Origin of the sequence: Allokutzneria albata, assembly GCF_900103775.1 — a bacterium.
Classification (GTDB): domain Bacteria; phylum Actinomycetota; class Actinomycetes; order Mycobacteriales; family Pseudonocardiaceae; genus Allokutzneria; species Allokutzneria albata.
Genome location: NZ_LT629701.1, coordinates 1,373,118 through 1,398,961 on the forward strand (window position 1 = coordinate 1,373,118; position 25,844 = coordinate 1,398,961).

Annotated in this window: 26 protein-coding genes and 1 pseudogene; 11 read left to right on the forward strand and 16 right to left on the reverse strand. The window is 71.2% G+C overall.

The features are described 5' to 3' along the window. Positions 1–14 precede the first annotated feature (14 nt). The 4 genes from BLT28_RS05970 to BLT28_RS05985 form a co-directional block, all read right to left on the reverse strand. Complete coding sequence (locus BLT28_RS05970; RefSeq protein ID WP_083383670.1) at positions 15–1,133, reverse strand: HNH endonuclease signature motif containing protein; 1,119 nt, start codon at positions 1,131–1,133, stop codon at positions 15–17. A gap of 419 nt (positions 1,134–1,552) precedes the next feature. Next, positions 1,553–2,215, reverse strand: a complete 663-nt coding sequence (locus BLT28_RS05975; protein WP_052408136.1) for a site-2 protease family protein — start codon at positions 2,213–2,215, stop codon at positions 1,553–1,555. 50 nt (positions 2,216–2,265) lie between these two features. Further along, positions 2,266–4,494 carry a phosphoenolpyruvate synthase gene (gene ppsA, locus BLT28_RS05980; protein WP_030433251.1) on the reverse strand — a complete coding sequence of 743 codons (2,229 nt, stop codon included), beginning with the start codon at positions 4,492–4,494 and terminating at the stop codon, positions 2,266–2,268. 19 nt (positions 4,495–4,513) lie between these two features. Next, entirely contained in the window at positions 4,514–5,509 is a 996-nt protein-coding gene (locus tag BLT28_RS05985; protein WP_030433250.1) for an Acg family FMN-binding oxidoreductase, read from the reverse strand. Positions 5,510–5,700: 191 nt separating this feature from the next. Between BLT28_RS05985 and BLT28_RS05990 the strand changes: the two genes are divergently transcribed. The 4 genes from BLT28_RS05990 (at position 5,701) to BLT28_RS06005 (ending at position 9,124) form a co-directional block, all read left to right on the forward strand. Continuing rightward, positions 5,701–6,138, forward strand: coding sequence for a hypothetical protein (locus tag BLT28_RS05990; RefSeq protein WP_052408135.1), 438 nt, complete (start codon positions 5,701–5,703; stop codon positions 6,136–6,138). A 255-nt stretch (positions 6,139–6,393) separates the two neighbouring features. Next, entirely contained in the window at positions 6,394–6,669 is a 276-nt protein-coding gene (locus BLT28_RS05995; RefSeq protein ID WP_030433248.1) for a DUF6355 family natural product biosynthesis protein, read from the forward strand. Between the two features lie 124 nt (positions 6,670–6,793). Next, entirely contained in the window at positions 6,794–8,191 is a 1,398-nt protein-coding gene (locus tag BLT28_RS06000; RefSeq protein ID WP_269459661.1) for an FAD-binding oxidoreductase, read from the forward strand. Positions 8,192–8,305: 114 nt separating this feature from the next. Beyond that, entirely contained in the window at positions 8,306–9,124 is an 819-nt protein-coding gene (locus BLT28_RS06005; RefSeq protein WP_030433246.1) for an SDR family oxidoreductase, read from the forward strand. A gap of 70 nt (positions 9,125–9,194) precedes the next feature. On the opposite strand, the gene BLT28_RS06010 is transcribed toward BLT28_RS06005, so the two are convergent. The 3 genes from BLT28_RS06010 to BLT28_RS06020 are packed head-to-tail and all read right to left on the reverse strand — an operon-like array spanning position 9,195 to position 13,499. Continuing rightward, entirely contained in the window at positions 9,195–9,833 is a 639-nt protein-coding gene (locus tag BLT28_RS06010; RefSeq protein WP_030433245.1) for a carbonic anhydrase, read from the reverse strand. Between the two features lie 55 nt (positions 9,834–9,888). After that, positions 9,889–10,272, reverse strand: a complete 384-nt coding sequence (locus tag BLT28_RS06015; RefSeq protein WP_052408133.1) for a hypothetical protein — start codon at positions 10,270–10,272, stop codon at positions 9,889–9,891. After that, positions 10,242–13,499: a BTAD domain-containing putative transcriptional regulator gene (locus tag BLT28_RS06020; protein ID WP_052408132.1), complete on the reverse strand. Its 3,258-nt coding sequence runs from the start codon at positions 13,497–13,499 to the stop codon at positions 10,242–10,244. The genes BLT28_RS06015 and BLT28_RS06020 overlap by 31 nt, the downstream gene beginning before the upstream one ends. A gap of 106 nt (positions 13,500–13,605) precedes the next feature. Between BLT28_RS06020 and BLT28_RS06025 the strand changes: the two genes are divergently transcribed. Together BLT28_RS06025 and BLT28_RS06030 are read left to right on the forward strand one after the other, a co-directional pair. After that, the gene (locus BLT28_RS06025) at positions 13,606–14,169 is read left to right on the forward strand and encodes an NADPH-dependent FMN reductase (RefSeq protein WP_030433242.1); all 564 of its coding nucleotides are present in this window, start codon (positions 13,606–13,608) and stop codon (positions 14,167–14,169) included. Then, entirely contained in the window at positions 14,169–15,353 is a 1,185-nt protein-coding gene (locus BLT28_RS06030) for an MFS transporter (RefSeq protein WP_030433241.1), read from the forward strand. Before BLT28_RS06025 ends, BLT28_RS06030 begins: the two co-directional genes overlap by 1 nt. On the opposite strand, the gene BLT28_RS06035 is transcribed toward BLT28_RS06030, so the two are convergent. Together BLT28_RS06035 and BLT28_RS06040 are read right to left on the reverse strand one after the other, a co-directional pair. Continuing rightward, entirely contained in the window at positions 15,343–16,146 is an 804-nt protein-coding gene (locus tag BLT28_RS06035) for a hypothetical protein (RefSeq protein ID WP_030433240.1), read from the reverse strand. The two genes, BLT28_RS06030 and BLT28_RS06035, sit on opposite strands and share 11 nt — an antisense overlap. Beyond that, positions 16,143–17,069 (reverse strand): ABC transporter ATP-binding protein, encoded by a 927-nt coding sequence (locus BLT28_RS06040; RefSeq protein ID WP_030433239.1) that lies wholly within the window; start codon positions 17,067–17,069, stop codon positions 16,143–16,145. The genes BLT28_RS06035 and BLT28_RS06040 overlap by 4 nt, the downstream gene beginning before the upstream one ends. A 198-nt stretch (positions 17,070–17,267) precedes the next feature. Between BLT28_RS06040 and BLT28_RS06045 the strand changes: the two genes are divergently transcribed. Further along, a complete protein-coding gene (locus BLT28_RS06045) occupies positions 17,268–18,227 on the forward strand; it encodes an SAM-dependent methyltransferase (RefSeq protein ID WP_231950648.1) in 960 nt (319 codons plus the stop codon). A 121-nt stretch (positions 18,228–18,348) separates the two neighbouring features. Beyond that, positions 18,349–18,903, forward strand: coding sequence for a CAP family protein (locus BLT28_RS06050; RefSeq protein WP_052408131.1), 555 nt, complete (start codon positions 18,349–18,351; stop codon positions 18,901–18,903). Between the two features lie 15 nt (positions 18,904–18,918). Here the strand turns inward: BLT28_RS06050 and BLT28_RS41720 are convergent, their stop codons facing one another. The 3 genes and pseudogenes from BLT28_RS41720 to BLT28_RS06060 all read right to left on the reverse strand — a co-directional run bounded on the left by BLT28_RS41720 (position 18,919) and on the right by BLT28_RS06060 (position 21,291). Next, a complete protein-coding gene (locus tag BLT28_RS41720; protein WP_231950649.1) occupies positions 18,919–19,299 on the reverse strand; it encodes a 3,4-dihydroxy-2-butanone-4-phosphate synthase in 381 nt (126 codons plus the stop codon). Positions 19,300–19,661: 362 nt separating this feature from the next. Continuing rightward, a pseudogene (locus BLT28_RS41725) lies at positions 19,662–20,249 on the reverse strand (riboflavin synthase); the annotation flags it as partial. A 73-nt stretch (positions 20,250–20,322) separates the two neighbouring features. Continuing rightward, the gene (locus tag BLT28_RS06060) at positions 20,323–21,291 is read right to left on the reverse strand and encodes a quinone oxidoreductase family protein (RefSeq protein ID WP_030433236.1); all 969 of its coding nucleotides are present in this window, start codon (positions 21,289–21,291) and stop codon (positions 20,323–20,325) included. Positions 21,292–21,378: 87 nt separating this feature from the next. Here BLT28_RS06060 and BLT28_RS06065 point away from each other — a divergent pair, with 87 nt between their 5' ends. Further along, complete coding sequence (locus BLT28_RS06065) at positions 21,379–21,963, forward strand: TetR/AcrR family transcriptional regulator (RefSeq protein WP_030433235.1); 585 nt, start codon at positions 21,379–21,381, stop codon at positions 21,961–21,963. Positions 21,964–21,969: 6 nt separating this feature from the next. Here BLT28_RS06065 and BLT28_RS06070 read toward each other — a convergent pair whose 3' ends face one another. The 3 genes from BLT28_RS06070 to BLT28_RS06080 form a co-directional block, all read right to left on the reverse strand. Then, the gene (locus BLT28_RS06070) at positions 21,970–22,179 is read right to left on the reverse strand and encodes a hypothetical protein (RefSeq protein ID WP_030433234.1); all 210 of its coding nucleotides are present in this window, start codon (positions 22,177–22,179) and stop codon (positions 21,970–21,972) included. Between the two features lie 720 nt (positions 22,180–22,899). After that, positions 22,900–23,232 (reverse strand): STAS domain-containing protein, encoded by a 333-nt coding sequence (locus BLT28_RS06075; RefSeq protein ID WP_030433233.1) that lies wholly within the window; start codon positions 23,230–23,232, stop codon positions 22,900–22,902. Between the two features lie 159 nt (positions 23,233–23,391). Further along, positions 23,392–23,754, reverse strand: coding sequence for a hypothetical protein (locus BLT28_RS06080; RefSeq protein ID WP_030433232.1), 363 nt, complete (start codon positions 23,752–23,754; stop codon positions 23,392–23,394). Positions 23,755–24,478: 724 nt separating this feature from the next. Here BLT28_RS06080 and BLT28_RS06085 point away from each other — a divergent pair. Next, on the forward strand, positions 24,479–25,027 hold the full coding sequence (locus BLT28_RS06085; protein WP_156051757.1) for a hypothetical protein: 549 nt from the start codon (positions 24,479–24,481) through the stop codon (positions 25,025–25,027). Positions 25,028–25,115: 88 nt separating this feature from the next. Here the strand turns inward: BLT28_RS06085 and BLT28_RS39860 are convergent, their stop codons facing one another. Then, positions 25,116–25,307: a hypothetical protein gene (locus tag BLT28_RS39860; RefSeq protein ID WP_156051756.1), complete on the reverse strand. Its 192-nt coding sequence runs from the start codon at positions 25,305–25,307 to the stop codon at positions 25,116–25,118. 207 nt (positions 25,308–25,514) lie between these two features. Here BLT28_RS39860 and BLT28_RS39865 point away from each other — a divergent pair, with 207 nt between their 5' ends. Then, complete coding sequence (locus BLT28_RS39865; protein ID WP_156051754.1) at positions 25,515–25,733, forward strand: hypothetical protein; 219 nt, start codon at positions 25,515–25,517, stop codon at positions 25,731–25,733. Positions 25,734–25,844: the final 111 nt, after the last annotated feature.

Consider the following 25,844-nt stretch of genomic DNA (forward strand, 5'->3'; position numbering starts at 1 on the left):
CTGTCCTGTGCTGCCTAGAAGGGTGCGGGCTCGGCGATGGGTTCGAGTTCGGTCTCGATCACCTTGCCGCTCGGCGTGGTCCACGCATGCGTCCCGTCCGCCCGGTTCTCGCAGGTCCAGCTGGAGTGGGTCTTCATCCGGTGATGGTGCCTGCACTTCGGGCGCAGGTTCTGCACCGTGGTGTTGGTGCCATCGAAGGGACAGCAATGATCCACGTCGCAGCGGTGCGCCGGTTGGTTGCAGCCGACCATGGTGCACGTCGGATACCGCGCGTTGATCAACTCCCGTTGCGCCGGGGTCGGCCGGTAGGTGGTGATGTGCTCGGCCATCCCGGTGACGGGGTCAGTCAGGATGCGCTTCCAGATCCCGTTCGCCGCGACATCGGCCACGATGGGGGCGGGCAGCGGTCCGTATCCGGCGAGCATGACCGGGTCTGTGGTCAGGCCCAGGATGTTGGTGATCGGCATCGTGAGGTTCACGCACACCTCGCCCTGCGGTGCCGGAGTGTCTTTACCCATCAACAGATCCGCTGCTACGTCGGATCGTTTCTGGTCCAACGTTCGGTCATCTTTGGGCAACGCGCGGGCGATGCGGTCGATCCGATCGAAGGCCAGCGCTGCTTCGAGCGCGGGCAGCACGACGCGCAGCGAGCACATGCCGTCGTCGAGGTTGAACTTCTCCACCAACCGCTGCTTGCGCTTCTCCTCATGACGCCGCAACGCCGCCTCGGCATCGAGCTTGAGGACATACCGCCGGGCATACCGCTGGCTCGCCGTGTAGTTATGCGTGGCCGCGTGGTTGATCAGCACCGGCTCGGCGATGGCTTGGTTGGCCGCGTCGAGGACACTGACCTGATCGATGATCATCAGCGCCTTGCCCTCATCGATCCGCCCCTCCGACAACGCTTCCAACACCGCCGGGTGCTCCACCAGCGACATGGCGCGGTCGATGAGCTTGTTGCCCTTGACCTGGGAGACACGCAGCAGCGGCATCAGGACATCCCCGGCGTACTGCTGCACTTGCGGGTCGAGGTCGTCATAGAGCTTCATCAGGGTCGAGGCGAAGTCCGCGACAGCCTTACCGATGGCGGCGTAGGCGGCGACGAGTTCGTCTTCGATATCGGCAGGGGCCATACCCTTATTTTGGCGTCTGCAAATAGTGGATCATGGCTCTACGGAGTGAACTTTCCCTTACGCGGCAAGGGAAACCAGGTTCCAGCCGCCGCAAGCCGGGGCTGCCGGCTGAGGCTTTACCTGGGGTGCGCGTGCCATACGCTTCCCGCGAGGGCCGGAGTTTCATCCCGTGCCCCCGTGAGGCCCAAGGGCACGCGCAAGGGGCCCCAGGTCAAGCCGACCCCACGCCGGAACCAGCCAGCCCTCGCTGGAACCAGCCGCCCTCGCTGGAACCAGCCGCCCTCGCTGGAACCAGCCGCCCTCGCTGGAACCAGCCGCCCTCGCTGGAACCAGCCGCCCACGCCGGAACCAGCCGCCCACGCCGGAACCAGCCACCCCCGCTGGAACCAGCACAAGCACGCAGCCCAGCCCAAGCAGCGTCACCGGCAAACACCGGTCGGATCGGCGAGCAGCCACCCCGAAGTCGCCACGACAAGTCCACTGTGGACAGATCCGCCCAGGACGAGCACCGCCCCCAGCACGAAGGCGCAGCCCCCGAGCAGCAGTCCGGCGCGTCGGACGACCGTCCGTGCTCGGTCCAGGTCACCGCCGCGCTTCCACAGGGCGGCGATCACGACCTGACCGCCGTCCGATGAGACGCCGGGGATGAGGTTGACCAGGGTCAGGATCACGTTGAAGGTGCCCAGCCACGCCAGTGCGACCGGAACGAGCCGGTGGACGCCCACCGCTGCGCCGACGCCGGCCAGGGCCAGGAAGAGCCCGGCGAGCACGAGGTTCATCACGGGCCCGGCAGCAGAGATGGCCGCCTCAGACCGGGGTGTGCGCTTTTCGTCCGCCAGCTCGGTGGACCCGCCGAACAGGGTGAGGCTCACCCACTTGACCGTGCGACGCCTGCTGCGCGCGGCGAGCACGTGCGCGAGCTCGTGGGCCGCGACGGAGACCACCAGCAGCACTGCTATCGCCGAGCCCGCGATCCAGTACCCGGCGGGCGCGTGGCCGGGAGCCTGCCGGGGCAACGCGATCAGCGCCATGGGCAGGGTGACGCCGGGCGCGAGGGCGAGGACGGACCAGTGGAGCCGCACCCGCGGCCGGTGTCCTCGGCCGGGATCCGGCTGAGGACACCGGTGGCCGCTCACCGCAGTGCCGCGTCCAGCACGAGGCGGCGTTCGGCCGAGCCGATCACCATCCGGGCGTGCTGGACGACGTCGGGGTTCACCGACACCGACGTGATCCCGGCCCGCACCAGGTGTTCGGTGAACTCCGGGCGGTTGGACGGCGCCTGACCGCACAGCGAGGAGGTGATTCCCGCGCGGTGGCACGCCTGGATGATGCGCGTGATGGTGTCGAGCACCGCGGGGTCGGACTCGTCGAACAACTCGGCGCACGGGGCGGAGTCGCGGTCCACGCCCAGCACCAGCTGGGTGAGGTCGTTGCTGCCGATGGAGACGCCGTCGACGCCCATCGCCGCGTACTCGGGGATGCGGTAGACCACCGAGGGAACCTCGGCCATCACCCAGCGCAGCAGTCCGCGCTGGCGGCCGAGCGGGCTGTCGTCGACCATCTCCAGGCAGGCGGCCAGTTCCCAGCGGGTGCGGACGAACGGGATCATCAGGTGCAGGTTCGGCGTCTGCTCCCGGACCCGGGCCAGCGCCTGCAGTTCCAGGGCGAACAGCTCGGGCTCGCGCACGTACCGGAAGCAGCCGCGGTAGCCGATCATCGGGTTGTTCTCCACCGGCTCGAAGTCCTCACCGCCCACCAGGCCGCGGAACTCGTTGCTGCGGAAGTCCATCGCCCGGTAGATCACCGGACGCGGCATGAACGGCCGGGTGATCCGCAGCAGCGACTCGGTCATGGCCGCGACGAACCGCTCCGGGCCCTCCTGGGCGAGGAAGCGCCGCGGGTGCGTTCCGCCGAGCGCCTCGGTGAGCATGAACTCCGCGCGCAGCAGGCCGACGCCGTCGACCGGCAGCGCGGCGACGTCCTCGGCGTGTCCGGGCAGGGCCAGGTTGACGTAGAGCTTGGTGGCCAAGGGTTCGAAGGCAGGCATCGCCGGGGACGAGACGGGTTCGGTCCGCACCGGTTGCGCGGCACCGGCGGAGACGGTGCCCTGCTTGCCGTCCACGGTGACCTGGTGGCCCTCCCGCAGCGTGCTGGTCGCGGTCCTGGTGCCGACCACGCAGGGCACGCCCAGCTCGCGAGCCACGATCGCCGCGTGACAGGTCATGCCGCCCTCGTCGGTGACGACCGCGGCCGCGCGGCGCATCGTCGGCACCCAGTCCGGGTTCGTCATCGCCGCCACGAGCACGTCGCCGTCCCGCAGCCGCAGCCCCTCGGCGGGGGAGGCGAGCACCCGCACCGCGCCGGTGGCGGTGCCGGGGGAGGCGGCCAGGCCGGTGAGCAGCACGCCGGAGTCGTTGTCGAGGGTGGTGATCGGCCGGGACTGGACGAGCCAGGTCCGGCCGTCGGCGATCGCCCACTCGATGTCCTGCGGGCAGCCGTAGTGCTCCTGCACCCGCACCGCGAGGCGGGCCAGGTCGACCGCCTCCGCGTCGGTCAGCACGCGCCGCGTCGCCTCCTCGTCGGCGAGGTCGATCCGCTGGTCCCCGCCCTCGGCCGCGCGCACCAGCTTGAACTTCTTGGTGCCCAGCCGCGTGCGGAGCAGGGTGAAGTCCTTTGTGGACACGACGTGGGTGTCCGGTTCCACCGCTCCGCTGACCACGACCTCGCCGAGGCCGAAGGCCGCCTCCACCACGACCCGGTCCCGCTCACCGGTCGCGGGATCGGCGGTGAACATCACGCCCGAGCGCTCGGAGGGCACCATGGCCTGCACGACGACGGCGATGGCCGGTTCCTCGGTGAGCCCGCGTTCGGCGCGATAGGCCAGCGACCGCTCGCCGAACAGGGATGCCCAGCACTCCACGACGCGGTCGACGACCTCCTTCGCCGTCATCACGTTGGTGAACGTCTGGTTCATCCCCGCGAACGAGGCGCCCGCCGTGTCCTCCGAGGTCGCCGAGGAGCGCACCGCCACCCCGCCCGCGGCCCCGAGCCGGGTGTGGGCGGCGGTGACCGCGGCGCGCACCGCGTCGGTGACGCCTGTCCGCCGGACCAGGGCCTGGAGCTGGCCGGCGAGGGCGGCGAGATCGCCGGAGCCCTCCAGCGCGTGCCGCACGAGGGCGGCGATCTCACCGCGTACCCCGGAAATGCCCATTGAGGACAGATAGGAGTCCGCGGTGACGACGAACCCCGGCGGCACGGGAAGGCCCGCCGCGGTGAGCTCGCCGAGGTTGGCCCCCTTGCCACCGGCGACGGCGGTGTCCTGCCTGCGGAGGTCGTCGAATCCGAGCACGTAAGCGGTCATGTCTTCTCCTCGGTGGCGTTCACGGGTCGAGCGGTTCGATGACGTCCGACGCGGGCCGCCGCTGGCTGGCGGGCAGCGGATCGGCGTTGATGTGGGCCCAGCCCAGCCGGATCACCAGCTGCGGGTGCAGCACGCCGCCGAGCACCCGCTCGCGCACGCGCGCCCGGGGGCCGAGGACTTCCAGCGGTTGGGAGATCAGACAGCTGGCGAGCTGGAAACCCGTGGCGCGCAACAACACCGCGCTCGTGGCCGCCCCTGCCCGCAGTCGGTCGGCGAGATCGTCACCGGGGGTGCCGATGACGACGAGGACCCCGGCGTCCGGATCGGCGTAGGAACCCGATGGCTCGGCGAGCCGCGGATCGCTGAAGACCCGCAGCCGGACGTCATCCGGTCCCGCGTGCAGGGCCGTGCTCAGCACGGATCGCACGCCGTCCCGTTCGGCGCTCCCGCGACCGCTCCACTGGGCCAGCTCCGCGGCGTAGGCCGGGTCGTCCTGCTGTTCCCGATCGGCATCGGCGATCGCCCGCAGCAGCTCCTCGCGCGCGGCGGCGTCCGTGGCCACCCGCAGGGCGCAACCCTCGTCGGCCGCCGCCTTGGTGAGCTGTTCCAGCAACTGCTCCGGTATCGGCCACGAGCTGTACAGGCGGCGGTCGCTGCGGCGCGCCGGGATGGCCGACACCAGGGAGATGTCCTCCGCGGTGGGCTTCCTGCCGAACAGCGCCACCGAGGCCAGGTGGTTCGGGTCGTCGGGGTTGGGCACGCGGTGCGCGACCGTTCCCCACCCGAGCGCGGCGAACGCGACCCGCAGGTGGTGCAGCGCCGCGCCGCAGCTGATCGCCAGGTCGCGCCCGTCGGGGTCGGTGACCGGGACGTGCCGGGTCCAGTCGGCGTAGAGGTGCAGCGCCGTGTCGCCGACCCGCCAGATCCAGGGCTGCGAGTTGTGCACTGACGGCGCGCGGTTGGCCAGCGTGATCGCCGCCAGCACGGTGTCGTGGTCAGGCAGACCGGGTTTCATGTGCCACCTCCGGGAGGGCTCCTGGAAGCGACGCTCGCACGGTCCCGCGCCCGTGTGCCCGGGTCGGAAGTCCCTGTGGCGCGGCCGACCGGCCTCAGTTCCGAGGAGCTTGGCCTCCAGCGGTCCGGGCGCGCCAGGAGTCTGCTGGAACTCCACGGATCCGCGTGACGACGGAAGAGGAGTCCGGAGCCATGACCACGCCGGCGCAGCAGCGAATCCCCGTCCAGTGCCGTGCTGCGGCGTGGCCGACGACGATCGACACCGCCGCCGGTGAGGTCCGGCTCCGCCTGGGCACGACGATCGACGCGCTGGTGATGCGTGCCGGGATCGCGGCGGAGGTCAACGCCTACCTCGTCCGGCACATGTTCCGCGCCCCGATCATCGTCTTGCCAGGCTCGCCGGCCGACTGGGTCTTCCTCACCGGCGCTCGCACGTCGATGCGCCTGAGCTCGTGGGAGGACCTGGTGCGGCTGAACATCGGTTGGCACCGCAGAGGGACGACCATCGCGCTCCCCGCACCGGACGCCACCGGCGGCGCTCTGCGCTGGCTCGCCCCGCCCAGCGCCGCGATACCCCTTCCGCCCTGGTCCGCCGTCGTCGGGGCCGCCCGGTGGGTGTGCTCCGCCTGAGTCGGAGACCGCACGTGCTCGCCGCCGTCGCCATCTCGGTGAGCCGCTGACCTCTTATCCGAAGAATCGAGAAAAACTCGCCACCGGTTATCGCGACGGGGTTGTACGGGTGGTTTCACGCCTGCGTGAAACCGTTGTCCTCGACCGATGTCGTGGTTACTTTGCGTGGTGCGGCGGGAATATGCGCTGAAATTATTTTGTGAGATGCACTGTGTTGCATTGTTTCGCATTCGGGACACGGGGGTTTTCGTGACCATGAGGCTGTTGTCCGCTGCGCTCGTGCTGTGCGCGTCTGCGGTCGGGCTGGCCGGTACCGCGCACGCGACCGAGGAGCGCGCGTCGGCGCACCCGTGCGGCTTCTTCGGCTTGGAGACCTACGCTTACTACAACCACTGCGGCTCCGGCAACGTCCTCATCCACATCGACAGGATCTGGCCCGCCAGTGATGGGGAAGAATGCGTCCGCCCTGGCTACACGCCGATCGGCGTGCTCCTCTTCACCAAGAATGCCCACTACATCAGGCCATGCTGATCGGAGAACTGTTTCCCGGGGAGCGGGCATGTCGCTGAGCCACCGAAGCCTGCTCGCTCGCGGCGCCGCGGCGTTGGGCGGTCTTGCCGCTGGTGGCCTCGCCGGTACCGTGGCCCGGAAGTGGATGGACAGGGGGAAGCTGCCGCCGGCCGCCCCGCCGTCGGAGTTCCTCGACGACGCGAGCACGCTCAACCCGACCCGGGTGCGCGGCGTCGTCTTCGCCTCTTCCGCTCCGGAGTCGACCGCGGACGCTCTGAGGCCGTTGCTCCGCAGGGTCGCGGACGGAGCCGATCCCGCGCTCGCGGTCTCAGGTGTGCGCCACTCCATGGGTGGCCAGAGCCTGCTCGCTGACGGCTGGATCCTCGAAACGCAGCCGATGAGGGGCGTGACGGTGGACGCCGCGAGCGGTGTGATGCGGGTCGGCGCGGGCGTCACCTGGCGCGAGGTCATCCCTGTGCTCAACCGTCTTGGCTTGGCGCCTCACGTGATGCAGTCCAATCACGACTTCACCGTCGGCGGCTCGCTGAGCGTGAACTGCCATGGCTTGCAGGTGGACCACGCGCCGATCAGCGGGACCGTGCGGCGTCTGCGACTGCTGACGGGCGACGGCGATGTCCTGACGTGCAGTCCCACGGAGAACCCCGAACTCTTCCGGCACGCACTCGGCGGCTACGGGTTGTTCGGCGTCATCTTGGACGCCGAACTCGGTGTCGTCCCCAATGCGCTGTACGCACCAGGTTTCGTGACCACTCGGACACGCGATTACCTCGACGTCTTCAAAGAGCGCGTCTACGCGCCGAACTCCGACGTGGAAATGGCATACGGGCGGTTATCCGTCGATCCCGACAATCTTCTCGACGAAGCGATCATTGTCACCCTCGTCCCGGTTCCGGGTTCCCGTGGGACGGTGCTTCCCCTGAGCCGTCCTGGTCGCCCGGAGCTGACGCGGGCAATCTTCCGCAACTCGGCCGACAACGAGTTCGGAAAAAAGCTGCGGTGGTGGCTGGAACGCGACGTCGGGCCGCGCCTGGCAGGCCGGATCAGTCGGAACAGTCTGCTCGACGAGCCGGCCCGGATCTTTTCCGGGGCCAGTGGATCGAAGGTCGACGTCCTGCAGGAGTACTTCATTCCGCAAACCCGGCTCCCCGAGTTCGTGCAAGCCGCCCGCGACGTCATCAGGCGCACGGAGGGCAACCTGCTCAACGTGACCGTGCGCGACGTGCGTCGGGATGACCGCAGTGTGCTGGCGTACGCCTGCCAGGACGTGTTCGGGCTCGTCATGCTGTTCGAACAGGACCGGTCGCCCGCCGGCGAACGGCGAATGCGAACGATGACCCGAGAGCTGGTCGATGCGGCCATCGCCGTCGGCGGCAGCTTCTACCTCCCGTATCGGCTCCACGCCACGCTCGACCAGCTCGGCAGGGCTTACCCCGCGTGGGAGAAGTTCGTCGACGCCAAACACCGGTTCGATCCGCGCGGAGTGTTCCGCAACGGGCTCTTCGAGAGGTACGCCCCGAGCTGACCGGTCTGCTCGCGTTCCGGGCCGCCGTATATAGGACATGTTCTGGCCTACTCGGCGTTTACGTTCCTCGCGCAAGCCGGACAGCCCGGCTCGACCACACGAGGAGCGACCCCGATGACGATCTTGGTGACCGGAGCGACTGGAACCATCGGCTCCGCTGTGGTGGACGAACTCCTGCGGGCCGGTCACCGCGTCCGCGCGCTGACCCGGAACGCCGCGGCCGCGGACCTGCCCGACCAGGTGGAGGTCGTCGAGGGTGACCTGACCGAACCGCGGTCCGTCGAGGTGGCACTGCGGGGAGTCACCGCGCTCCACCTGCTGAGCGCCACCGGGGACGACCACGTGCCGCTCGCGACCGGTCCGCGGCTCGTGGAACTGGCGCGCCAGGCGGGCGTGCGCCGGGTGACCGTTCTGACCACCGGGGCCGACGGCCCGGTGGAGCAGGCGGTGCGGGCGTCCGACCTCGAGTGGACGATCCTGCTGCCGATCGACGTGATGGCCAACGCCCTGGGCTGGGCCGAGTCCGTCCGCACCGGGGGAGTGGTCAGGGAGCCGTACGGCGGAAGGCTGACCGCCTCGGTCGACATCGCCGATTTCGCCGCGGTGGTGGCCACCGTGCTGGTCGACGGCGGTCACGCGGGCAAGTCCTACCGGGTGACCGGCCCCGAGGCGCTGACCCCCGCTGACAAGGTGCGGGCCATCGGCGCGGCGGTCGGGCGGGAACTCGACTTCGTGGAGCTGACCGACGAGCAGGCGCGCGAGCTGTGGCGGGCGGAGGGCTGGCCGGAGGAGGGCATCGACTTCATGCTCACGATGTGGGCCACGGTTCCGCCGACGGTGGGCGTGGTGACCTCGGTCGTGAAGGAGGTCACCGGCCGGTCACCGCGGACGTTCGCCGAGTGGGCGGGCGAACACGCGCGGCTGTTCGCCTGAGACAGTCCACCGGACGACGTCATCGGCGGTGCCGGAGCAGGCGCACACCCGCCCCGGCACCGTTCTGACGTCAGGACACCGAGCTGCTGGAGAGGTCGAGCCCACGCGCCGCGACCAGTTGAGCGCTGCCGTCGGCCAGGCGGTAGGACATGCCCACGACGGCGGCCTTGCCCGCGTCGACCCGCTCGGCCAGGACGCGGGAGCGGTCCAGCAGGAGGTCCACGGTGTGCTTCACGTGCTCGGCCAGGATCTCGTCGGTCTGCACGCGCCCGGCCGCCCGGGCCGCCAGGACGCTGGGCGTCACGCGTTCGACGACGTCGCGCACGTAGCCCGCGGGTGGCATGCCTTCCTCCAGCGCGGCGCACGCGGCGGCGACCGCGCCACAGGAGTCGTGACCCAGAACGACCACCAGCGGGCAGTCGAGCACGCTGACCCCGTACTCGATGCTGCCCAGCACCTCCGAGCCGACCACGTGCCCGGCCGTGCGCACCACGAACATGTCGCCGAGGCCGCGGTCGAAGATGATCTCAGCGGCCAGCCGGGAGTCGGAGCACCCGAACAGCACGGCGAACGGGCGCTGGGACGGCGCGACCTCGGCACGGCGTGCCGCGTCCTGGTTCGGGTGCTCCGGTGCACCTGCGACGAACCGCTCGTTACCGGCCAGCAGCAGGTCGAAGGCGTCGCGGGGGGTCAGCTGGAAGTCGGTCATAACGGGCAGCTTACGGCCCCACCCCGCCTGGAGCGTCCTTCGAAAGGTCATCCGGTCAGGAGGGCAGCTCCGCCGTGCCCGCCGCCGCGAGGAGCTGGATCGGGAACTCCGCGTCCGCCTGGCCCACGGCGAGTGCGACCCAGCCCCCGGCGCCGCGGTGCCAGACGAGCATGCTGCCGCTGAGCTGGCTGAGTTCGAGCATCGGGTCCTGGGCGTCGTCGTCTTCCAGGTAGGGCCACAGCTCCACCTTCGTCGGATCTCCCCACCGCGCCGTCAGTTCGGCGGCGAGCGCGTCGTGCGCGGCATCGATCTCGGTTTGCGCCGCCTCGACGACCTCCGCAGCGCGGTCGTCCCAGAAGTCCCTGGTCTCCTGGAGGACGAGCACTCCCGCGTCCGGGTGCAGTGCGTTCACGGCGACGAACTGGTCTGCGGTGGACATGCCGGAAGGCTAACCCAGTCCAGAGTGGACAGGACATCGTCCAGGGGAGTTTCCTTGCCGCGCAGGAGTTCCTTGGCGAACGCCTCGGCGCCGAGCGCGGACGCACCGGCCTCGGTGATCCGGTCGACGTCGTCGCGCTCTGCGGGCGGTAGCGGGAATCCGGCGGCCTCGCGCGCGGCCTCCGCGACCCCGAGCAACCGCGCGGCCCCGGCGGGATCACCGGCGAGGACGCGCGTTCCCGCGAACCCCTCCAGGGACAACGCCACCGCGCGCAGGTCGTGGGTCTGCCGGGCCGCGGCCAGGCCCTCGCGGTGCCAGGCCACGGCCGCGTCGAGGTCGCCGCGTTGTTCGGCGACGAAGCCCAGCTGGGTCAGGATGAAGGCCATCCCCGTGGCGTAGTCGATGCGGCGCTCCCACTCCAGCGTGGCGCGCAGGTGCGCCTCGGCGGTGTCGAGCAGTCCCATGCGGCGGGCCGCCAGCGCGAGACCGCCGCTGGCGAAGCCGATCTGCGGCGCGATCGAGCGTTCCGTCGCCACCCGCAGGGCCCGGTCGCCGAACTCCATCGCGGCCGGGTAGTCCCGCCGGAGCACCGCCACCCGGGTCAGGCGGCCGAGGAGCTGTGCGACGGCGGGCCACAGGCCCAGCTCCTCGGCCATGCCCAGCGCGCCCTCGTACAACCCCGCCGCCCGCCCGTGGTCGCCCGCGATGTCGGCGACCGCGCCCAGCAGCTCGGCGGCCTGCACCTGCCCCCAGCGGTCACCGAGCTCGGCGAACAGCGACGCGGCCCGCGCGGCGTCGACCGCCGTCGTCTCGGGATCGCCCGAGGTCAGTGCGTTCTCCGCGGTGAACACCAGGACCGCCGCCAGGTGCCAGCGGTCACCGAGGCGCTCGAACTCCACCCGCGCCTCGTCGAACAGCTCGCGCGCGGTGGCGGGGGAGCGGCTGCGCCCGGCCACGGCCAGCCACCACCGCACCCGGGCGAGCACGTCCGGCGCGTCCAGTTCCGCGCAGCGCCGCAGGACCTCCGCGCCCTGGCCGAGCGGATCCGGCTCGCAGCCGAGCAGGAACCCGAAACCGAGCCGCCACGCCCGCGCCCGCAGCGCGTCCGCTCCCGCGGAGGCGACGGGGCCGGTCAGCTCCAGGACCGCGCCCAGCAGGCGGTGCCCCTCCTGCAACGTCCCCCTCAGGTACCAGTACCAGGCCATGCCGGTGACCAGGTCCAGCCCGAGCGCGGTCTCCCCGAGCTGCACCGCGGTGAGCACGGCCGCGTTGGTGTTGGCCGCCTCCCGGTCCAACAGGCGCAGGTGCTCGCGCTGCTCCGGCCCGCGGAGGTGGGAGTTCGCGGAGAGCACCAGATCGCGGAAGTGCTCGGCGTGCCGCAGCTGGGTCGCCGCGACCTCCCCCGCCTCGTCCAGGCGTTCGCGGGCGTAGGCGCCGATGGTGTCCAGCAGCCGGTACCGCGTCCGGTCCCCGTCGGTGACGACCGTGACCAGCGACCGGTCCACCAGCTGGGCCAGCACGTCCATCACCTCGTGCTCGGCCACCGGGTCCCCGGCGCAGACGACCTCGGCCGAGGCCAGGCTGAGGCTCACGGAGTGCGCGGCGAGCCTGCGCAGGACAGCGCGCTCGCTCCCGGACAGCAGGTCCCAGCTCCAGTCGATCATCGAGCGCAGGGTCCGCTGCCGGGTGGGGGCGGTGCGCGGGCCGGTGGTGAGCACGCGGAAGCGGTCGTCCAGCCGCACGGCCAGGTCGTGCACGCCGAGCGCGCGCACCCGGCTGGCCGCCAGCTCGATCGCCAGCGGCAGCCCGTCCAGCGCGCGGCAGATCCCCGCGACGACCTTGACGTTGTCCGGCCGCAACGCGAATCCCGGATCGGCCGCGCCGGCCCGCCGCACGAACAGCTCGACCGCGCCGAGGCGACCGGCGCGGCCGGGGTCGACGTCGTCCTCGGGATCGGGCAGCTCCAGCGGCGGAACCGCGACGAGCTGTTCCCCGGCGATGCCCAGCGGTTCACGACTGGTGGCGAGGACGCGCAGCTCGGGCGCGGTGGCGAGCAGTGACTCCGCCACGTGGGCCGCGGAGTCCACGACGTGCTCGCAGTTGTCCACGACCAGCAGCACCCTCTGCCCGCCCAGCGCCGCGGCGAGCCTCTCCTGCCGGGACAGCCCGTCAGCGCTCGTGTCGTCGCGCGCTCCCACCGCGGCCGCGACCTTGTCGATCACCTCGGCCACGCCCGCGCCCCGGGACACGTCGGCCAGCTCGACCAGCCACACCCCGTCCACGGCCTCGTCGAGGGCGCCCCTGGCCGCCTCCACCGCCAGCCGCGTCTTGCCGACGCCTCCGGGGCCGACGAGCGTGACCAGGCGCGCGGCCGCGAGCGCGGAGCGGACCTCGGTCACGGCGCTCGCCCTGCCGATCAGGTCGCTCACCGGCGCGGGCAGGTTGGTCGCGGTCGTCCGCGGCGCCCCGGGCGAGGCGTCCAGGGCCGGGTCCTGCGTCAGGATCTCCTGTCGCAGCCGCACCAGCGCGGGACTGGGGTCGATGCCGAGTTCGTCGGCGAGCTCCGTGCGCAGGCGGTCGTAGCTCTCCAGGGCCTCCGTCTGCCGCCCGGCGCGGTAGAGGGCACGCATCTGGGCGGCGCGCAGCCGCTCCCGCAGCGGGTGCCGGTCCACCAGCACGCGCAGCTCGTCGATCAGGGAGGCGTGCTCACCCACCGCCAGACGTGCCTCGACGTGGTCCTCGATCGCCGTCAACCGCAGTTCGCGCAGCCGTTCTGCCTCCGCGCGGGCGAACTCCTCCTCGGCGAACTCGGCCAAGGGCTCCCCGCGCCACAACGACAGCGCTTCGCTCAGCAGCACCGCGGCCTCCGCGGGGTGCGAAGCCGTCCGCGCCGCGCGCACGAGCGCACCGAACCGGCCGGAGTCCACCGCCTCTTCCGGGACGCGCAGGGTGTAACCGGCGGGCTGTGACACCACGAGGTCGCGGGCATCGGCCTCCGCGCTCGCCAGTGCGCGTCGCAGTTGCGAGACCTTCACGTGCAGCGCGCCGGACGCGTCCCGGGGCGTCTGCTCACCCCACAGGTCCTCGATGAGCCGATCCGCGGACACTGGCTCGCCCGCGTGCACCAGCAGGTCGGCCAGCAGAGCGCGGACCTTCGCGCCAGGAACGCGCACGGACTCGCCCGCATCGGTCCACACGGCCAGCGGGCCCAGCACCCCAAAGCGCATCTGCCGAGGATAGGGCGCTGATCAGCACACGGTCAGCCAGTGGGAAGAAGTCGGTAACCACCCGCGCGCAAGGTCCTTCCAGGAACCTCGAACGGAAGGAACCGACATGAGCACGACCTTCTCCCTGTTGGGCATCTCCGGCAGTCTCCGCGCCGCCTCCTTCAGCACCGCCGTGCTGCGCGCCGCGATCGACGTCGCTCCCGCTGACACGGATCTGACGCTGTGGCGGGACCTCGCGGGCGTGCCGCCCTTCAACGAGGACCACGAGGACGACCCTGGACCGGCCGTCACCGCCATGCGCGAGTCCATCACCGCCGCGGACGCCCTGGTGATCGCCACCCCGGAGTACAACACCAGCATTCCCGGGCAGCTCAAGAACGCGCTCGACTGGGCGTCCCGCCCCTACGGCGAGAGCGTGCTGGTCGGCAAGCCCGTCGCGGTGATCGGCGTCAGCACCAGCGACTACGGCGCCGACTGGTCGCAGCAGGCGCTGCGCAAGGTGCTGGCCGTGTCCGGGGCCGAGGTCCTGGAGACCCGGCTGTGCGTGCCCCGTGCGGACGCGCTCGTCGACGGCGACGGGCGGCTGACCGACACCGAGACCACCGGGCGGCTGCGGGACCTCGTCGTCGACCTGCGCGGCCTGCTCCGGCACGAGACGAAGGCGGCGTGATGACGGGCAGCGCGACGGAAGCCCGCGCAGTGATCGGCACGGGCTGGCTGGGACTGCTGGCGGGGCCGATGTCCTTCGGGATGGCGGCGCCCACCCTGCTGCTGCCCGCCGCGGCGAGCGAGCTCGGTGTGTCCGTGGCGGCGGCGACCTGGATCGTGACGATGTTCGGCTGGGGCATCACCATCGGGACGCCCTTGGCAGCCGCGGTGCTGGCCTCGGGCGGGCAACGCCGGGCGACGCTCACCGGCGCGGCACTGACGGTGCTCGGTTCCCTGGTGTTGCTGACCGCGCCCTCGTTGCCGGGCCTGGCGGCCGCGAGCGCCGTGCAGGCCCTGGGCTCGGCCGCGTTGATGGTGGTGGCGATGGACCTGGCCGCGACGCCCGCGCAGATGGGGATGATCACCTCGGGGCTCGCCGCGGTCGGCGCCACCGGCCCGGTGGTCGGCTCACTGGTCGGCTCGGCCGTGTCCTGGCAGGCGGCCTTCGCGTTGCCGGTGCTCAGCCTCCTGGCCGTACCGATCGTCCTGCGACAGGCCCGCGCGAGGGGTGCGGGCACCGCGTTCGACATCGCCGGAGCAGCGGTCCTGACCGCGTTCGTGAGTGCGCTCGTCCTCATCCCGCACCAGCCGGTGTGGGGCGCCGTCGCGGTCGTGCTGACTGGAGCCGTCTTGGCCTGGCGCCTGCGCGCCAAGCCGGACGGGATGGTGCCCGCCGACGTCGTCCGAGGGCCCCGGTTCCTCGCCGCGGCGGCGATGGCGACGGCGTTCGCGGTGATCAACTTCGGGATGATCTACGCGGCGCCTGGGCTGATCACCGACCGCGCGGGGTGGACGCCGGCGGAGATCGGCACCGCCCTGCTCTGGCCGCTCCTGCTCGGTGGGGCGCTGTCCTGGCTCGTCGTGGCGGCCTCCGCTCGGGTGCCCGTCGCGGTGATGACGGCGCTGCTGCTGGGCGGAGGGGTGCTCGCCCCGGTGCTGGTGTGGTCCGCGGACTCGCCCTGGCTCACGCTGCTCGGGATCTTCACCGGCTCGCTCACCGCGGCGTCGGGCCAGGGCGTCCTCGGGTTGCGCGCCGCCGACGCGGTACCGCAGCGCCACCGCGGGACGGCACTGGGCCTGTTCAACTCCTGCTACCTGCTCGGCTTCGCCCTCGGACCGGCGCTCGCGGCGCTCGTCACGTCGTAGCACCGCCGACGTCGCGGCGGCGGAACAGCGTGGCGGCCACGCCGACGAGCAGGACGGACCCGGCGGTGAGGGCGAGCAGGCCGGACAGGACCGCCCCGTTCCACCCGGCCTCCAGCGGTTGGGCGCCGAACGCCCAGTGGAACGGGCTGACCAAGCCGAGCAGGTCGGAGTCGACCAGGGGGGCGAGTCCGCTGAGCAGGAACCCGCCCAGTGCGAAGCCCGTTCCCACGCCGATGGCCAGGCCGCGCGATCCGCTCGCCGCGCCGACCGCCAGGGTGAGCAACCCGTGGAAGGCGCCGAGCAGGGCCAGTGCCACGGTTCCCGCCAGCAGCCGCGCGATGGGGATGTTCAGCCCTGTCGGCTCGCGCAGTGCGACCAGGACCACCCCGACCGCCGCGGCGAGCACCGCCACCTCCGTGACGACGGCGAGCGCGTGCGCGGCGACGATCTGCGTGCGCCGCACCGGGGCCGCCAGCGTCACCGCGAGCACGCCGCCGCGTTCGAAGGCGCACGAGAGGGCTCCGGCACCGATGGCCGAGATCATCACGAGCAACGGCGCGATCTTGGTGAAGACCTGGGAGGAGACGTAGCCGGCGGGGGTGACCATGTCGGCGCCGAAGAAAGCGGTGATCTCCGGGGGCAGCACGGCGGTGAGCGCGCCGAGCTGATCGCGCAGCGAGGGGTACATCGCCAGGGCCAGGGTGCACATGCCGATCGCCCCGACGGTCAGGCCGATCAGTGCGTTGCGCCGCTCGCCGAGCGCGCGCCGGAACAACTCCGCGACCGCGTTCACCGGGCCACCTCCGTCGCCGGGCCGTAGTAGCGCAGGAACACGTCTTCAAGCTCGGTCTCCGGTGTCCGGAGCGTCAGTACCCGGTGTGCGCCAAGGGTTGTGACCACGTCGGTGACGGCGCCTTCGACCGCGAACCGGACGACCGCGCCGTCGTGCTCGACCCGCGAGACCGCGGTGAGCGACGGACACCGCCGCAGGAAGGAGACAGCCTCGGCGTCGTCGGCGAAGGTGACATCGAAGCGGTGGACCGCCTTGCCCAGCAGCACATCCGTGCGCTCGCACGCGACCAGCCGCCCGGCGCGCATGATGGCGACGCGGTCGGCGATGCGCTCGACCTCCGGCAGGGTGTGCGAGGACAGCAGCACCCCGGCACCGGAGGAGCGCAGCTCGTCCACGATGGCGTGGAACTCCTTCTGCACCAGCGGGTCCAGGCCGCTGATCGGCTCGTCCAGCACGGCAAGGCGGGGGGAGTGGGCGAGCGCGGCGATGATGCCGATCTTGCGCCTGTTCCCGGACGAGAGCGTCCGAAGTGGACGGTTCAGGTCGGCGTCCAGGCGTTCGGCGAGTTCGCGCGCCCTCGCCCGGTGGGCTTCGGCGGCGGTCGCGCGCAGCCGTCGCAGGTGCTCCAGGTTGGCCCAGCCGGTGAGCCGGGGGTGCAGGGCGAACTCCGCGGGCAGGAAACCCACGTCCTGGTGGGCCAGCGGGGCCTGCGACCACGCGTCGCAGCCGAGCACCGTCGCCGCGCCGGAGGTCGGGCGGGCCAGGCCGAGCAGCAGGCGGACGGTCGTCGTCTTGCCCGCGCCGTTGGGGCCGAGGAACCCCAGCACCTCGCCCGGTCCGACGTCGAGGTCCAGCTCGTCCACCGCGGTCAGCGCGCCGAAGCGCTTCGTCAGCCCGCGCGCCTGCGCCAAGGGGGTGGTCATGGCATGCCCCGCCTTCATCCGTCACTCCGGTTCCCCCGAGCGGAGGGACCGCGCCGACCAGGCTTCCCGGCACACCGTGACCAACGATGCACCACGCCGGGGTTCCGGGCAATCATCCGACGCCCGACCGTGTCTTGCGAATCAGTAACGGGCCGGGCACGGCCGAACGGCGCTTGCCGGGATGATCGGGTGTGGTGCATGGTTGTCGCCGGTGCGCCGGGAAGCCTGGTCGGCACGGCTCGCCCCGACCGGGGTGGGCCGGAGGGAACTGACGAAGGCATGCCCATGGCCACCGCTGACCCCGCTGTAGTCGAGACCGCGCTCGGACCGGTCGTGATCGCGGCTGTCGAACAACACGAGCCCACCCCGCTGTTGGCCGATCCGTTCGCCCGGCACGTGCTGCCCCGCTCGGGACGCTTCCTGGTGCGGCTGAGCAGGTGGTCGTTCCTGCGGCGCGGGTTGGTCCGCGCCTCCGAGCGCCAAGCGCCGGGGATCTGGGCAAGTGTGTTGTGCCGCAAGCGTTTCATCGGCGACGTCCTGGCGCGCGCGGCGGCCGGGGGCGTGGAGTCGGTGGTGGTGCTCGGAGCCGGACTGGACACCTTGGTGCTTCGATCGGCCCTGCCCCCGGGGGTTCGGGTCTACGAGGTGGATCTCCCGGAGATCGTGCACCGCAAGCGGGCTCTCCTCGCCACGGTGCCCGGCCCGGCGACGTCTCACTCCACACTCGTTCCCATCGACTTCCAGGCGGAGAACCTGGCCGATGTCCTTGCGGTGCACGGCTATCGGGCCGAGACCAGGACGGTGTTCGTGTGGGAGGCCGTCACCCAGTACCTGACCGAGGGCGCGGTGCGCGCGACGTTGGAGTGCATGCGGGCCGCCCCCTCGGGGAGCCATCTGGTGTTCACCTACGTGCGCCAGGACTTCCTCGACGGTGACGAGTTCTACGGGGCAGAGAAGCTGCATCGCCGCTTCGGCGGCCAGAAAGGCTTGTGGCGGTTCGGGTTGCGACCCGAGCGCGTGCGGGGCTTGCTGGCCGAGTACGGCTGGCAGGAAGTCGAGCAGATGGGGGCCGCGCAGTTCCGCGGGCGCTACCTGCGGCCCGCGGGGCGCGAAGCGGCAGTGTCCGAAGTGGAACGTTCGGTCCACGCGATCCGATGACTCGCCGCGACGCTTCTGCCCGCGCCCGGCCTCGCTGTCCATAGTGGACGCTCTTTGGCAAATGCCGGGGAATACACTCCCGCGCAGTCGCACGCGCATTCCGGATTGGACGCTGAAGAACATGAAGAAGTTGATCGCATTCGGTGCCGTGGCCGCTCTCGTGCTGGGGGTGGCCACCACCGGGACCGCGCAGGCCGCCACCCCGCAGGACTACACGACCGATGCCTTCCAGCGGGACTGCCTCGCGGCCCACAACGCCTACCGCAAGCGGCACGGCGCACCGGTCCTGAAGACCGACCCGAAGATCGTCGCATTCGCCAAGGGGCGCGGCACCAGGCTCGCGGCCACCGAGATCCTCGCCCACGACGCGGCCAACTACGGCGAGAACCTGAACTGGAGCTGGAGTTCGGCAGGGCCCGCGCCCGTGCCGTGCGCGAGTGTGGTGAAGGGCTGGTACGACCAGATCAAGAACTACGACTGGAAGAACCCCGACAGCTCCTGGAAGCAGTCGGGGTTCTTCACCCAGGTCGTGTGGAAGTCCACCACCACCGTGGGGTGCGCGCAGGTCGCCGCGCTGAACGGGAAGAAGGGCGGCACCTACACGGTGTGCAACTACGCGCCCGCCGGGAACTTGATGGGATCGTTCGCCGACAACGTCAGCCGACCGCGGGGCTAGCCGCGGTCCGGCGGGTCACAACCAGGCCTTGAGGTCGGCCAGGTCGATCAGGGACATTCCCCAGCGCAGGGCGGCGGTTTCGAGGTCGGCTTCCCCGGCCATCGTGCCGTCGGGGTTCATCACCTCGCAGCACACCCCGACCGGAGGAAGGCCCGCGGCGACGCACAGGGCCACCGTCGCCTCGGTGTGCCCGGACCGCCGGGCGAGCAGCCCGGGCCGCGCGGCCAGCGGGAAGACGTGCCCAGGCCGCAGGAAGTCGCCGGGGACCGCGTCCGGATCGGCCAGCTTCCGCACGGTGGCCGCGCGTTCGGCGGCCGACACCCCGGTTCCCGTCCCCGCCGCCAGGTCGACCGGTACCGACCACGCGGTGCCCTGGCGGTCGCCCTCGCCCGGCATCGGTCCGATCTCCAGTCGCCGCAACACTTCCGGCGCACACGGAACGGCCGGAACCCGCACACCTGGATGAGCAGGAAGGTGAACGACTCCGGGCGCAGCCTCGCCCCGGCGAAGACCACATCGCCCTCGCCCTCGGTGTCCGGGTCCCACACGAGCACCCCGCCCCCGTCCGCCAGGCGGCTCAGGGCCTTCTCCACACCCGCGCGCCCGCCGACGTGCCCTGCCCAGGGCAAGCGGGACACCGCCTCGCCCACCCCCGGCCGGACCGCCGCGGGGTTGCGCTCCGCCAGCCTGCTGACCAGGTCCGGTTCCAGGTTGACCCGGTCGCCGGGCTGGAGGCCGCCGAGCGTGGTGGCCGAGCGCGTGAACGGCACCAGCACGACCGAGAACCGGTCGCGCAGCACCTCGGCGATGGTCACGCTCACCCCGTCCAGGGCGATCGGCGACTTGGCGAGCAGGCGGTCCAGCAGTCGCGCCGGAGGCCGGATCCACACCCGCAGGGCCGCGCCCTCCTCGTCGACCCGCACCACCTTGCCGACCGCGTCGACGCAGCCCTGGACCAGGTGGCCGTCCACCGGATCCCCGACCCGCAACGGAGTCTCGACGTTGACCACGGCACCCGCCACCAGCGTGTCGAACGTGGAACGGCGCTGGGTCTCCTCGGACACCACCGCCTCCAGCAGATCGCCGTCGGAGGGCCGGACCGTCAGCCGAACCCCGTTGACGCACACCGAACCGCCCTCGCCGATCCGGCTCGCGCTCCGCGGCGCGCGGACGTGCAGCAGGCCGCCCTGCACCTTCTCGACGGCACCGAGTTCGCCGATTCGCCCAGTGAACACAGACAAACACCCCGCAAACGTGACGTGACGTCCCCATGCGCCCGGCGCGGGCCGGACCGAAGGGAGCGGGGTCTTACCGCCTGGTCCCGGAATCGCACCGGGTCGTTCCACCCTCGCGGCAGAACCGGCCGACTGTACGGCCGCACCGTGGAATCACACCACGGAGGATCTTAACCCGGGATCATCAGGGGACGAGCAGGATCCGGCCGAGCTGGGCGCGGTCGTCGAGCAGTTCGTGCGCCTTCCTGACCTCGTCCAGGGGTAGCCGCGTGTGGACGGCGCCGCGGAGCCGTCCCGCCGCGACGTGTCCGGTCAGCTCCTCGACGGCCTGGGCGGCTTCCCGGGGGTGCGTCGCACGCCAGGTCGTGATGGAGAACCCGGCGACCGAGCGCAGTGCGTAGAGCTGCCGGGCCGGGAGGTCGGCGGGCTCTCCGGCCGCCATGCCGTAGATGACGAGCCTGCCTCCGGGTGCGAGCAGGTCCAGGCCCTGAGCCGTCAGCCCGCCGCCGACGGAGTCCAGCACCAGGTCGACCCCGTTCGGGGCCTCCGCGCGCACCTGGTCGGGCCAGTCCGCCGCGGTGTAGTCGACGGCGGCGTCGGCTCCGTGTTCCCGGGCGAAGGCCAGCTTCGCGGGCGATCCGGCGGTCGCGATCACCTTGCCCGCGCCGAGGAGTTTCGCCAGCTGCACCGCGATGTGCCCGATCCCGCCCGCCGCGGCGTGCACGAGCACGGTCTCGCCGCGGGCGAACCGGCCGGTGCGCAGGGTGCCGAGCGCGACCGGCGCGGTCATCGGCAGCAGGGTGGCCGCGGCGTCGTCGATCCCCTCGGGAACGGTGGCCAGCCACTCCGCGTCGGCCAGGACCTGGTCGGCGAAAGCGTCCTCGGCGAGGGCGGCGACGCGACGGCCGACCAGCGCGGCGTCCACTCCGGCTCCCGCCGCCTCGACGACGCCGACGACGTCACCGGTGAGCGTCGCGGGCAGCGGGCGGTCGTACCGCGCGCCGAGGCCCTGGCGGAACTTGCTGTCGATGAAGTTGGCGCCGATCACCTCGGCGCGCAGGCGCACCTGGCCCGGGCCCGGTTCCGGGGTGTCGGCCGGTTCGACCCGAAGGACCTCGGGGCCGCCGTAGGAGTGGTAGCGGACTCGACGCACGGTAGTCTCCTCGCCTAACTGGACTGTCGGTCAATTTGACCGTACTGGACCGCCAGTCCACTTGTCGAGAGGTCGGGAGGGACCACCATGACCGCACCCCGGCGCGAGCGCGCCGACGCCGCCCGCAACCGGCGCGCGATCCTCGCCGCCACCGAGGACCTGCTCGGTCGCCACCGCCCGGACGAGGTCACCGTCGAGCAGGTCGCGGCGGCCGCAGGGGTCGGCAAGGGCACGGTCTTCCACCGGTTCGGCAGCCGTATCGGCCTGATGACCTCGCTCATGCGGGAGCGCGCCCTGGAGCTCAACGAGGCCGTGGACTCCGGCCCGCCGCCCCTGGGCCCGGGGGCCCCGCCCCGCGAGCGGCTGCTCGCCTTCCTGTCCGCGGTCGTGGACGTGGTCGGCCGCAACAAGGGGCTGCTGGCGGCACTCGGCCAAGCCGTCGCGCCCCGCTCGCACGGCGAGGACCACCCCGTCTACGCGGTCTGGCACAAGCACGTCAGCACGCTGATCACCGCCGAGCGGCCCGGCGTGGACGCCCCGCTGCTGGCCGACCTGCTCCTGTCCGGTCTGCACGCCGAACCGGTCCTGCGCCTGTTGGAACGCGGCGAGACCGCGCGACTGGAACGAGCCCTGCACGTGCTCGCGGAGGCCGTCCTCCGGCCTGCCGACTGAGACGGTTCATGAACCGTCGCTGGTGGGCGGACTCATGTCACGGTGCTGGGCAACGGCGGATTGCACGCGGGGCGGTGCGCACGTCGAGGACCAGCCGCACCAGGCCGCGGTGGCGATCGCCGCGGCGCCCGCGCAGACGACATAGCCGAGTCCGGTCGTGCCGAGCAGCCTGTCCCCGTTGAGGAAGTGATCGCCCAAGGCCAGCACCAGGACCACGCCGGCGATGTCGGTGGCACCGGTAACCCGTCGCCGGAGGCGGGCCGCGGCGGCTCTGCTCTGGGTTGGCCGGACAGGTGGCGGGCACCGGGTGTCCGCGCGGTGCGCACCGCGGTGCTCCGGCGCGCGGCGTGGCGGCGGTGGTGATCCCAGGCTGTTCATGGACGGTCCTCTCCGCTCCGAGCCGTGCGGCAGCGCTCGGCGAGGAGGTGGTTGCCCGGTAGCGACCACCGAAACCCGGTTCACTCCGGCGCGGGTCCACCGGCCGGTTGTCTCGGGCGTTTGCTTGCCGGTCGATGGTGTGGCCTGGTTTGAGCGGCTCGAAGGAATGACGTCGCCGGGCCGGATCATCCCGCGCGGCAATGCTTTGTGCTGTCGGCGGTGACGAGGGGGTTCGGTCGGATGATGGTGCGGGCGAGGCGGGAAGGTCGGTCGGTCACGGAGACGCGTCCGTGGACCGTGGACGTCGAGTGGACGGTCTTGAGCGGCACGTGCGAAGCCGTTCGATCTCTGCGCCAGGCGGTCGTTCGCGAGCTGCGACGGCGCGCTGGAGCAGATCTGGTCGTTCTCACCGATGCCGAACTCCGCGTCGCGGAGATCTTCGCGGTGGCCGCCCGTCGCGACGACGGCCCCGTGCGGGTTCGCTTGGGGCGCGCGGGATGCGACCCGGTGCTGGACGTGCGGGTGGGAGTCGGCGGTGCCGGTTCTCGAACCGTCTGTCTACTGTGGACTACGTGGTGCCGGCGGGAGCCCGCGGACCGCTGTCGGCGCGTCGTGGTGGACCGGCAGTTCATCCTCCAGACCGCACTGCCGGATGAGCTTGACCAGGCGGGGCTGTGTGCACACGAAACGCACCGGCACCCCCACGGCACGGCCGAACTGCCGGGCGGCGACGAGCGTCGTCAGGCCCGCGGCGGCCAGGAGGACGACGTCGTCGAGGTCGAGGACCACGCAGGTGCCGCGGGGCGCGCTCGCCACAGCCCGGTGAACGCGCCGCAGCACCTCCGGCGCGCTGGCCATGTTGAGCACCCCGGAGAGCGGCAGCCGGATCATGGGCGGTGAGGCGGGAGCCCGTAGCCGCCCCTCGTTTCCACTTGTGGAGCTGGGGAAAGGCATGTGCGTTCCTCGCTTCTGGTTCACCCTTGAAGGGCCGCAGGGGGAGGGCGTGCGCGCGGTGGGGGAACCGCCGCACGCCCTCCCCGTGGGCGAGCGTCAGCCGCTGTGCTGTGCCGAGCCGCCGTTCTTCAGCACCCCGGAGGCGCAGTTGTAGGGGTGCTCGTTGTCCGCCTCGTTCTCCCCGGGCGACAGGATCGGAACGCCGATGCCGTTGGCGACGTTGCGCAGCGGGACCTGGATGCCGAGCACGTTGACGTCGTTGTCGCAGAACCCGAGCGTGCCGTTGACGTTGTGCAGGACGTCGGTGTTGTTCAGGTTGACCAGACCGACCTGGCCCTCGCGTTCGCCGTGGGTGTCCCGGGTGGTGGAGTCGCCCCCGGGCGTCGCCGAGGCGGCGCCGGCGAGGGCCAGCAGGCCGGCCGCGGCGGTGGCGGCGACGAACCCAGTCTTCTTGAGCACTGCAGCTCCTTGGTGGAAATCGCTTGTCATTGAGTGGATACGGCGGAGAGTTCCGGCCGGAACGTCGCACCACGAAAGGTAGCGAGAAGCCGATCAAGGATTCCAGTCAGCTGCTTCCATCGTGTGCACCGTGAATATTCGGATGATTTCCGCGACCTTGTCGGCGGTCGGACGTGAATCGCCGGGTGCTTCGCCTGCCACCTCGTTCTTCGCGAGCTAAACCTGGGGTTCGTCAAGTTCAGGCATCTGCCGCAGTCGGGTGCGACAGTGCTGCTTGGGGCAGCGCGACGGCGCTTTTCAGGCGAGCGCGGGCTCTCGGAGAAGTCGTTGCGGCCCGTGCCGGCGCGGACTCCCGGAAAGTCCGGATTCATCCCGGCGTGGATGCGCTAACCCGGACGCGGCCACGATCAGTGTTCTGCTAGAGGGACGCGCAACGACAGTGTCCGCCTTGCGGAGCGTGCCGAGAAGTCACCCGTTTCCGCTCGGGAGGTTGCCGTCTCATGCCGTCGAGTGGCCGGATCAGGCGAGTTGATCACTGCGCGCAGTAGCTGGAAAGAGGTTTAGTTCCGTATTCGTGGACTGAGCTGCGCTGATCGTGTTCCGGCGGATTTCGCTCGGATGGGCTCAAAGTCCGATCTGCATTTTTGTGGATGATTGGCTACGTTCCTGTTGGGATTCGTCCCCATTTGTGCCTTGGCTCCGATCCTCTGGAGAGGGAGAAGTAATGAAGAGTGTCCGTATGGTCGGACGTGCCGTTCTCGTGGCGGCGACGGCGGCGGTCGTGCTGCCGTTCTGCGCCGGTGCCGCCGGCGCCGCGCCCGCGGAGGCGCGGGCAGGCGGGAACGCGACCGTCGTCCACAACGACAACGCCGACCGCAACAGCACTGTGGTGCGCAACCGCCTGCGGTCCGTCGCCGATGACGACCGGGTCCGCCGACCGCATCGTCACGGGCACGACGGAATCGGAATCGGCATCGGTCTGGGGCTGGGCCTGGAGCTCGGGATCGGTCTGAACCTCGGCATCGGCATCGGCGGTGATGACGACGATGACGGCGACCGCCGCTCCACCGTCGTCGCCGACGGCTCGGGGCGCAGTGTGGGGAACGTGACCAAGATCGGCAACGTGGCGGCGAAGCGGAACGTCACGCTGGTCCGCAACACCAATTCCGACCGCAACCGTGCCGTGGTGAGCAATGTCGGCTCACACCACAACGACACGGTGATCGACAACGACGACAGCGATGACAACGACACCGTGGTGGACAATTCCTGATCGAAAGCCACGATGAAGGCAGGTTCTCTCCCCCGGGAGAACCGACAGGCGGCAGTAGGGCGCGAAGTGCATGGCCCCGACCATGCCCCTACTGCCGCCTCAGGCGTGTTCGCTCCACCGTGTCCCGGCAGTAGTGGCGTTCCCATTCGAGCTCGCTGGCGAGCGCGATCTCATGATCCATTGCCAGTAGGCGAAGCCGGCTCTCGGAGTCGGCTGTCGCGAGGACGTGCGCGATGGGATCGAAGGAGTTCGAGTGAGCGGACACGAGGTTTTCGTCCACGCGTTTATTGTGGCACAGCGCAAATTCGCTACCGCACGGGGTGCGAAGGGTCGCCGCCACGCCTGATCTGAGAAGGAGAAAGCGGTGCCCCTCGATCGCACGGCACGGCGGAGCGCCCTCGCGGCCGTTTCCGCGGCCTTGCTCTTGCATTTCGGAGCGGAAAGTGCCCTCGCCGCGCCCCCGTCCACACACCGCAACGTCACGGTGGTGAGCAACAACGACAGCGACGGGAACCGGGCGCTGGTGAAGAACGGTGCCGCGCGCCGCAACACGACCGTGATCAGCAACAACGGCAGTGACGGGAACGTCTCGGAGGTCGACAACTCCGGCTCGGACGGCAACGTCACCGTGATCGGCAACAACGGCCGCACGTCCAGCAGGGTGGAGATCGGGGGCGGCGGCACGATCGTGCGAGTCGGTGGCTGAGACCCGCCCCGCTTTCGCGTCTTCCCGAACGGGCGAACATCGCGGCATTCGCCAATTCCGCCGGCCTCGGGGTCCGCCGTTTTCCCTACGATGTGAGCGGGGGATTCCTTT